The sequence below is a fragment of the Streptosporangium nondiastaticum genome (assembly GCF_003011965.1).
In the GTDB taxonomy this organism is placed as follows: domain Bacteria; phylum Actinomycetota; class Actinomycetes; order Streptomycetales; family Streptomycetaceae; genus Streptomyces; species Streptomyces nondiastaticus.
This window is the reverse complement of sequence record NZ_PXWG01000208.1, coordinates 1-7,971: the sequence shown is the minus strand read 5'-3', so window position 1 is coordinate 7,971 and position 7,971 is coordinate 1. Positions and strand designations below refer to the sequence as shown.

The following is a 7,971-nucleotide window of genomic DNA, read 5'->3' as shown; positions in this document are numbered from 1 at the left end:
GGCGGCGCCCGCGGCGGAGGACAGCAGCAGGAACCAGAACTCCCCTTCGGGGAGTCGCTGGTCGCGGACGGCGCTCATGGACAGCAGGGCCGTCAGGAGCGCGCCGCCGAGCACCAGGAGCTGGATGGCGGACCTCGCCCGGGGAGCGGGTGGCGCGTGCCGAGCGCGACGGCCACCGGGCGCTGGCCTCGCTCGTACGGGGGCGCGCCCCCGGCGGCGCGGCGGCGTTCTGAGCCTCCCTCCGGACGGGCACCGGCGGGGCGGCAGAATCTACCCGGAGCACCGACTGGAAAGGATCACCACCGTGACCGAGGACATCGTCGCGCGCGTGCTGCGGCAGTGGCAGCAGGTCCACCCCGGACTCGACACCGCGCCGATGGCCGTGATCGGCAGGCTCAACCGCTGCGCGGCGCTGCTCCAGCAGGCCACGGACGCCCCGCTGGTGCGGGAGGGGCTGACGCGCGCGGAGTTCGACATCCTCGGCACGCTGCGGCGCACGGGCCGGGAGCTGACGCCGGGCCAGATCGCCCGGGAGACCTTCGCGTCGGGGGCCGCGGTGACCAAGCGGCTGCGGGTCCTCGAAGCGCGCGAGCTGGTCGCGCGCCGCGCCGACGAGCGGGACCGGCGCGTGGCCCACCTGTCCCTGACGGAGGAGGGCCGGGAGCTCATCGACCGCCTGATCCCGCATCAGCTGAGCTACGAGAACGCGCTGCTGGAGGGGCTCGGCGGGGAGCGCCGGGCCGAGCTGGCGGAGACGCTCGCGCAGCTGCTCGTCCTGCTGGAGGGACGGCTGGGCGGCCTCCAGCCCTGAGCCCTTCCGGCGGCCCGCGCTTTCCGGCCCGTACCCCCGGGAGGGTGTACGGGCCGGAGTCGTCCGGGCGCCGTCAGGGCGTCGGGGCCGGCGTCGGCACCTTGGCCGCGGGGAAGGCGTTGTTGCTGTCGCAGACGAGGTCGGAGATCACGACCCCGCCGCCGCTGAGCTCGACCTTCACGTCGTGGATCTGCCGGCCGCGCGGCACCTCGTTGGCGGCCGCGGTGCACACGAACTGGCTCCGGGCGACCGGCGAGAGCCGCAGGACGTTGTACGGCATCTGGATGCCCACCCGCAGGGTGCCGGTGGTGACGTGCACCTCGCCCTTCATCTTGGGCACGTCGGTGTACAGGCCCCGGATCCGCTGGTCCTCGTCGGGCCCCTCCAGCAGGAGCACGATGGCGTCCTCCGCGCCGAGCTTGGCCTTGGCCGGGCGGGTCACCTGTGTCACGCCGGTGGGCGACATGAAGTAGAGCTTCGCCTCGGCGGCGACCTCGCCCTGCCGCTTGGCGCCCGTCGCGGGCTGCCCCACGTCGATGACGTCGGTGGTCGTGACGCCGCAGCCCGCGAGGGCGGTCAGCAGCGCGGCGGCCACGGCGGCGTGCCGCAGTCCCCGGCCCGTCATGCCGCCTCGCCCCCGCCCTGCCGCAGCGGCAGCTCCACCGTGAACACGGCGCCTCCTCCGGGTCGGTTGGCGGCCCGCACGGTCCCGTCGTGCAGGCGCACGTTCTCCAGGGTGATCGCCAGGCCGAGGCCGCTGCCCTCGGAGCGGGCGCGGGAGGAGTCGGCCTTGAAGAACCGCTCGAAGACGTGCGGGAGCACGTCGGGGTCGATGCCCTCGCCGCGGTCGGCGATCTCGATCAGCAGGCGGCGGCCCTCCTCGCCGTGGGCCACCCGGACCGCGACGTCCACCGGTTCGCCGCCGTGCTTGAGGGCGTTGCCCACGAGGTTGGCGACGACGACGTCGATGCGGCGCGGGTCCAGCCGGGCGCGGACGCCCTCGGGCAGGTCGGCGGCGACCTTGTCCTGCCAGCCGCGGGCCTGGACGGTCTTGCGGATCGTCTCGGAGACGTCGACCTCGTCCAGGTGGAGGGCGGCGGCGCCCGCGTCGAAGCGGGAGATCTCCATCAGGTCCTCGACCATGCGGGCGAGCTTCCCGGTCTCCTCGCTGATGAGGCGGACGGCGTAGGCGGTGTCGGGGTCGAGGGAGGCCGCGTCCTCGTCGAGGACGTCGACGACGGCGGTCATCGCGGCCAGCGGGGTGCGCAGCTCGTGCGAGACGTCGGCGGCGAAGCGCCGCGAGTTGGCCTCCATGCGGCGCAGTTCGGCGACGTTCTCCTCCAGGGCCTCGGCCATGTCGTTGAAGGTGCGGGAGAGGTCGGCGAGTTCGTCGCGGCCGGTGACCTTGAGGCGGGTGTCGAGCTCGCCGGCGGCGAGCTTGCGGGAGGCGCGGCGCAGCTCGCGCACGGGCCGCAGCACGCCGCTCGCGGCGATCAGGGCGGGCACGGCGGCCAGGGCGACGGCGGGCAGGGCGCCGCTCTGGGCGGCCTTGACCAGGGCCTGGACGTTCGCCTCGTCCTCGCGGAGCGGCATCTGCGCGTACACCTCCAGGCCGGAGGCCTCGCTGGTGCCGCGGTAGGTGACGGGCAGGCCGATGGCGAGCCACGGTTCGCCGCCGCGCTCGAGGCGCTGGAAGGCGGGGATGCCCGCGTGGACCTTCGCCTGGACGCCCTTCGGGATCCGGCCGGGATCGCCGCCGGGCACGAGCCCGCCGCCCTGGTAGCGCAGGTGGATGGTCCAGCGCTGGGCGCTGCCCGCCGCGTTCAGCCGGTGCTGGAGGTCCTGCAGGGACTGCTGGGACAGGGGAAAGCTGTAGTCGGGGACCTGCGAGTTCACCTGGGAGCGCAGCGCCTCGATGGCCGTGTCCTGGGTGCGCTTGAGGATGGCCGTCCGGGCCTCGCGGAAGGTCAGGGCCGCCGTGGTGAGCGCGCTGAGCGCGGCCACCAGGAGGAACGCCAGCACGAGGCGGGCGCGGAGGCCGGCGGCGACGGCGCGCAGGGACGGGCGGCGGAAGCCGGGGCGGCGCAGGGCGGGCCGGCGCGGGAGGGCGGGCCGTCTCACAGGGGTCCGAAGCGGTAGCCGAAGCCGCGGACGGTCTGGATGTACTTCGGCGACCGGGTGGACTCCTCGACCTTGGTGCGCAGCCGCATCACGCACGCGTCCACGAGGCGGGCGTCCCCGTGGTAGCTGTGCTCCCACACGTGCTCCAGGAGCTGCTGGCGGCTGAAGACGCGGCCCGGGGTCGCGGACAGGTACAGCAGCAGCTTCATCTCGGAGGGGGCGAGCGGCAGGTCCTGGCCGTGCTTGGCGACGAGGAGGCCCTTGCGGTCGATGGTCAGGTCGCCGTGGGTCTCCACGGGCTGGAGGGCCGCCGGGTCCGGACCGCCGTCGCCGGGGGCGGCCCGGCGCAGCACGGCCCGGATGCGGGCCTCCAGGACCTCGCCGCGGGCGGGCTTGACGATGTAGTCGTCGGCGCCGGCCTCCAGCCCGAGGACGACGTCTATGTCGTCGCCGCGCGCGGTGAGCATGATGATCGGGATCTGCTGGGTGGCCCGGATGCGGCGGCACACCTCGAATCCGCTCTTGTCGGGCAGCATGAGGTCGAGCAGGACGAGGTCGGGGCGGAAGGTCTCCATGGCGGCGAGCCCGGCCTCGCCGGTGGCCGCGCCCTCCACCTCGTGGCCGCGGCGGCGCAGGGTGAGGGAGACGCCTTCCCGTACCGCGCGGTCGTCCTCGATCAGCAGCACCCGTGACATGCGGACAGTATCGTTCCCTTCAGTACGTGCGTGCGCCGCACGGCCCTCCGAACCGCAGAACTGTCACAGACTGCTCATATTCATGCGTCATATGCCGATGCGCTGCCGCAGCAGGGCCCGGAAGTCCCGGTCGAACGCCTCGTAGCGGCGCCGCAGCCCCTCCCCCGGCCAGTCCGCCGGCAGCAGGGCCTCCGGCAGGACCGGGTCCGCCAGGAGGTGGCGGAGGACGGCGGCCGAGACCGTGAAGCGCCCGGCGAGGTCCGCCGTGCGGTCCTCGCGGAGGGCGGCGTCCAGGGACCGGGCGCGGGCTGCCCAGGCGTCCAGGTCCCACAGGGCCGCCGCGAGGGCCGCGGGATCGCCCTCCGGGGCGCCGGTGAACAGCGCGCACTGGGCCGTGACGACCGCCGGCCGGTCCCGCGGCTCCCGCAGGAGGTTGGCGGGGCGCATCCAGCAGCCCTCGCGGAGCTCGCCGAGCCGCAGCGCGGCCATGGCCTGCCGGAAGGCGGCGCGGTCGGGCGCGGAACGGCGGTCGGCCGTGACGACGGCCATCTCCCAGTCGCCGTCCCAGTGGACCGTACGGGGCGCCCTGCTGTCGTCCTGGCGGGCCTGGCGGGCGACGAGCCGGTCGGTGAGCCGGTAGGTGCCGTCGTGCTGCTCCAGGTCCCCCGCCGCGACCATCCGGGTCAGGGCCGTCCGCACCGTGCCCTCCGCCGTCCCGAAGAGCTCGCCCACACGGACGAGGGCGCGGACGGGCAGAGCGGGCGGGTGATGCCCCAGGAGTGTGGAGAGCACGACCGAGCGCGCGGTCAGGGGGCGCAGCGAAAGGGATTCGTCCATGACCGGGCCCAACCTACCCACCGCCCTGCCTGTCGCCTCTCACGGTCTATCCATTACGGTCTCGGATCACGCATCATGAAAGTGTAATGCCGCCCCCGCAGGAGGTCGCCGTGAGCGCCACGCACGAAGTCTTCAACCAGGCCCCGCCCCTGACCGGCTTCACCACCGCCGACGACCCCGCCTTGCTGGAGGCGCTGCGCCGTGACGGCGGCGCGTGGGGCGAGGCCGAGGTCCGCGAGCTCGGCGCGCGGGCGGGGTCGGAGGAGGTGCAGGACTGGGCGCGCCTGGCCGAGGCGCACCCGCCGGTGCTGCGCACCCACGACCGGTACGGCCACCGCGTCGACGAGGTCGAGTTCCACCCCGCCTGGCACCAGCTGATGGCCGTCGCCGTGGAGAGCGGCCAGCACGCCGCGCCCTGGGCCGAGCCCCGCCCCGGCGCGCACCTGGTGCGGGCGGCGAAGTTCTACGCGTGGGCCCAGGCCGAGCCCGGCCACGGCTGCCCGGTCTCGATGACGTACGCCGCCGTCCCCGCGCTCCGCGCCCGGCCGGAGCTCGCCGCCGCCTACGAGCCGCTGCTGGCCTCCCGCACGTACGACTACGGTCTCCGGCCCCCGCTCGGCAAGCGGGGCCTGATCGCGGGCATGTCGATGACGGAGAAGCAGGGCGGCTCGGACGTCCGCGCCAACACCACCACGGCCGTGCCCGCCGGCGACGGCTCGTACGCCGTCACCGGCCACAAGTGGTTCACCTCCGCGCCGATGAGCGACGTCTTCCTCGTCCTGGCGCAGGCCGAGGAGGGCCTGACCTGCTTCCTGATGCCGCGCGTCCTGCCCGACGGCACCCGCAACGCCATGCGCCTGCAGCGGCTCAAGGACAAGCTCGGCAACCGCTCCAACGCCTCCGCCGAGATCGAGTACGAGCAGGCCGTCGCCTGGCCGGTCGGCGAGCCCGGCCGCGGGGTGCGCACGATCGTCGAGATGGTGAACATGACCCGGCTCGACTGCGTCCTCGGATCCGCGGCCGGCATGCGCGCGGGGCTGCGGCAGGCCCTGCACCACGCGGCGCACCGCAAGGCGTTCGGGGCGGAGCTGATCGACCAGCCGCTGATGCGCAACGTCCTGGCCGACCTCGCCGTGGAGTCGGAGGCCGCGACGGTGCTCGCGATGCGGCTGGCGGCGGCGGTCGACCGCTCGGTGGCGGGCGACGCCGCCGAGGGCGCGCTGCGCCGGCTCGCCCTCGCCGCCGGCAAGTACTGGGTCTGCAAGCGCGGCAGCACGCACGCCGCCGAGGCGCTGGAGTGCCTGGGCGGCAACGGCTACGTCGAGGAGTCCGGCATGCCGCGGCTCTACCGCGAGGCCCCGCTGCTGTCCATCTGGGAGGGCTCGGGCAACGTCGTCGCCCTCGACGTGCTGCGCGCGCTCGCCAAGGAACCGGCCGCCCTGGACGCCTACTTCGCCGAGGTCGGCGCCGCGGCGGGCGCGGACGCCCGGCTCGACGCCGCGGCCGCGCGCTTGCGGGACCTGCTCGGGTCGCTCGGCGACCCCGCCCGCGCCCAGCTCCTGGCCCGGCGCCTCGCCGAACAGCTCACCCTCGTCCTCCAGGGCAGCCTGCTGGTCCGGTACGGCACCCCCGCCGTGGCCGACGCCTTCTGCGCCTCCCGCCTGGACGGGGAGTGGGGCCACGCCTTCGGCACGCTGCCGCCGGGGGCCGACCTGGGGCAGATCCTCGACCGCGCCGCGCCGAAGGACGTGCGGTGACGACGGGCGGGACCGCGGGGCGGAGCGGCCCCGCGGGGCAGGGCAGTCGTTCCCCCGGCAGGCGCCCGTCCGACGGGCGCTCGTCCGACGGGCGGCCCCCGGCGGTTCGCACCGAACGCTGCGGTCCCGTCACCACCGTCATCCTGTCCCGGCCGGACGTCCGCAACGCCGTGGACGGGCCGACCGCGCGTCTGCTCGCGGACGCCTTCCGCGCCTTCGAGGCCGACGACGAGGCCCTCGTCGCGGTGCTGTGGGGCGAGGGCGGCACGTTCTGCGCCGGCGCCGACCTGAAGGCCCTCGGCAGCGAGCGCGGCAACCGCGTGGAGCCCGGCGGCGACGGCCCGATGGGGCCCACGCGGATGCGGATGTCGAAGCCGGTCGTCGCGGCGGTCGGCGGGCACGCCGTCGCGGGCGGCCTGGAGCTCGCGCTCTGGTGCGACCTGCGGGTGGCCGAGGAGGACGCCGTCTTCGGGGTGTTCTGCCGCCGCTGGGGCGTGCCGCTGGTGGACGGCGGCACCGTCCGGCTGCCCCGCCTGGTCGGGACGGGCCGCGCCCTGGACATGGTGCTGACGGGCCGCCCGGTCCCGGCCCCCGAGGCGTACGCGATGGGGCTCGCCGACCGCGTCGTCCCCACGGGCACGGCCCGCGCCGCCGCGGAGCGACTGGCCGCGGAGATCGCCCGCTTCCCCCAGGACTGCCTGCGCGGCGACCGGGCCTCCGTCCTCGGCCAGGAAGGCCTCACCGAGGAGGAGGCGATGGCCTCCGAATTCGCCTTCGGAAAGGCGTCGTTGGCCGGCGCCGCCGAGGGAGCGGCGCGCTTCGCCGCCGGCGCCGGCCGGCACGGGGAGTTCACGCCTACGCCCCGTTCGCCCTTCTTGCCGGGTGAATCCCGCACATAAAACACACAGTTCTTCATCCCTTCGGTGGGATTGCCCCCGCCACGGGGCAGTTGAGGGATGGACAACCGGCAGGATCTCTCCTCGTGAGCGGATGGGTGCGCGCGGGGCGTGCGGGGATCGTGGCCTTCGCGGCCGTACTGGCGACGACGGGCGCGGCCGGGCCCATTCCGGGGGAGGATCCCGGTGCCGGCCCGGACCGCGGCCGCACCGTCCGGAGCGGCGGGCCGGCGGCGGGCGCCGTCGAGCGGACGCACAACGTCGCGCCGGCTGCCCGCCGGGGCGTACAGGCCGGCGGGCAGCGCCACGCCGATGAGCGGCACCGGGTTGGCGAGCAGCGCACGGGCGACGGGTGGCACCCGGCCGGTCGGCAGCACCCGGTCGGCAACGGACCGCACCGCACCGATGGGCAACACCGGGCGGACGAGCTGCGCCCGGCCGACGAGGAGCATCCGGTCGGCAGTCAGCGTCGGCCGACCGGGCCGCGCCACGTCGGCGAACAGCACCAGGACGACAACGCGCCGCAGCACCGGGCCGGTGAGCAGCGGCACTTGTCCGGCGGTCCGCCGCCCGTCTCCCGTCACCGCCCCGGCTCCGCCCTCGTCGAGTACGGTCCCGGCCGGCTCCTCGTGGCGGGCGGCGAACCCGGCGGGCCCGGGGACGACACCGCCGCCGCGGTGATCGTGAACAGGCCCGGCTGCCTCGCCCTCACGGCAGGTGACGGCGCAGCCTCCGCGACGCTCGTCATCGGCTGCGACAGCGCCCCGCCACCGACCCCGCCGGCCGTCCCTCGCCCCGCGCCCCTGCCCGTCCCGCCGGCGCAGCCCCGGCCCGCGCCGCCTCCCCCCGCACCC

The 7,971-nt window shown here is 75.6% G+C and carries 8 protein-coding genes; 4 read left to right on the top strand and 4 right to left on the bottom strand.

From position 1 onward, the window contains the following. The first annotated feature begins 304 nt into the window (after positions 1 to 304). Positions 305 to 811, top strand: a complete 507-nt coding sequence (locus tag B7P34_RS34045) for a MarR family winged helix-turn-helix transcriptional regulator (RefSeq protein WP_106682018.1) — start codon at positions 305 to 307, stop codon at positions 809 to 811. 73 nt (positions 812 to 884) lie between these two features. Here the strand turns inward: B7P34_RS34045 and B7P34_RS34040 are convergent, their stop codons facing one another. The 4 genes from B7P34_RS34040 to B7P34_RS34025 form a co-directional block, all read right to left on the bottom strand. After that, the gene (locus B7P34_RS34040; protein WP_106682017.1) at positions 885 to 1,436 is read right to left on the bottom strand and encodes a hypothetical protein; all 552 of its coding nucleotides are present in this window, start codon (positions 1,434 to 1,436) and stop codon (positions 885 to 887) included. Then, a complete protein-coding gene (locus B7P34_RS34035) occupies positions 1,433 to 2,932 on the bottom strand; it encodes an ATP-binding protein (RefSeq protein ID WP_223268523.1) in 1,500 nt (499 codons plus the stop codon). Before B7P34_RS34035 ends, B7P34_RS34040 begins: the two co-directional genes overlap by 4 nt. Further along, the gene (locus tag B7P34_RS34030) at positions 2,929 to 3,627 is read right to left on the bottom strand and encodes a response regulator transcription factor (protein WP_106682016.1); all 699 of its coding nucleotides are present in this window, start codon (positions 3,625 to 3,627) and stop codon (positions 2,929 to 2,931) included. The genes B7P34_RS34035 and B7P34_RS34030 overlap by 4 nt, the downstream gene beginning before the upstream one ends. An 87-nt stretch (positions 3,628 to 3,714) precedes the next feature. Further along, positions 3,715 to 4,464 (bottom strand): PaaX family transcriptional regulator C-terminal domain-containing protein, encoded by a 750-nt coding sequence (locus B7P34_RS34025; protein WP_106682015.1) that lies wholly within the window; start codon positions 4,462 to 4,464, stop codon positions 3,715 to 3,717. Positions 4,465 to 4,550: 86 nt separating this feature from the next. On the opposite strand from B7P34_RS34025, the gene B7P34_RS34020 reads away from it, so the two are divergent. From B7P34_RS34020 to B7P34_RS34010, 3 genes are all read left to right on the top strand, one after another. Continuing rightward, positions 4,551 to 6,221 (top strand): acyl-CoA dehydrogenase family protein, encoded by a 1,671-nt coding sequence (locus tag B7P34_RS34020; protein WP_435693994.1) that lies wholly within the window; start codon positions 4,551 to 4,553, stop codon positions 6,219 to 6,221. Continuing rightward, the gene (locus tag B7P34_RS34015; RefSeq protein ID WP_106682014.1) at positions 6,218 to 7,120 is read left to right on the top strand and encodes a crotonase/enoyl-CoA hydratase family protein; all 903 of its coding nucleotides are present in this window, start codon (positions 6,218 to 6,220) and stop codon (positions 7,118 to 7,120) included. Before B7P34_RS34020 ends, B7P34_RS34015 begins: the two co-directional genes overlap by 4 nt. An 83-nt stretch (positions 7,121 to 7,203) precedes the next feature. After that, a partial coding sequence (locus tag B7P34_RS34010) for a hypothetical protein (RefSeq protein WP_223268522.1) occupies positions 7,204 to 7,971 on the top strand: 768 nt, incomplete at its 3' end.

Bases quoted from the DNA above. Each gene is read 5' to 3' on its own strand.
- B7P34_RS34030 (WP_106682016.1), bottom strand. From the start codon at position 3,627: ATGTCACGGGTGCTGCTGATCGAGGACGACCGCGCGGTACGGGAAGGC.
- B7P34_RS34040 (WP_106682017.1), bottom strand. From the start codon at position 1,436: ATGACGGGCCGGGGACTGCGGCACGCCGCCGTGGCCGCCGCGCTGCTG.
- B7P34_RS34020 (WP_435693994.1), top strand. From the start codon at position 4,551: ATGCCGCCCCCGCAGGAGGTCGCCGTGAGCGCCACGCACGAAGTCTTC.
- B7P34_RS34025 (WP_106682015.1), bottom strand. From the start codon at position 4,464: ATGGACGAATCCCTTTCGCTGCGCCCCCTGACCGCGCGCTCGGTCGTG.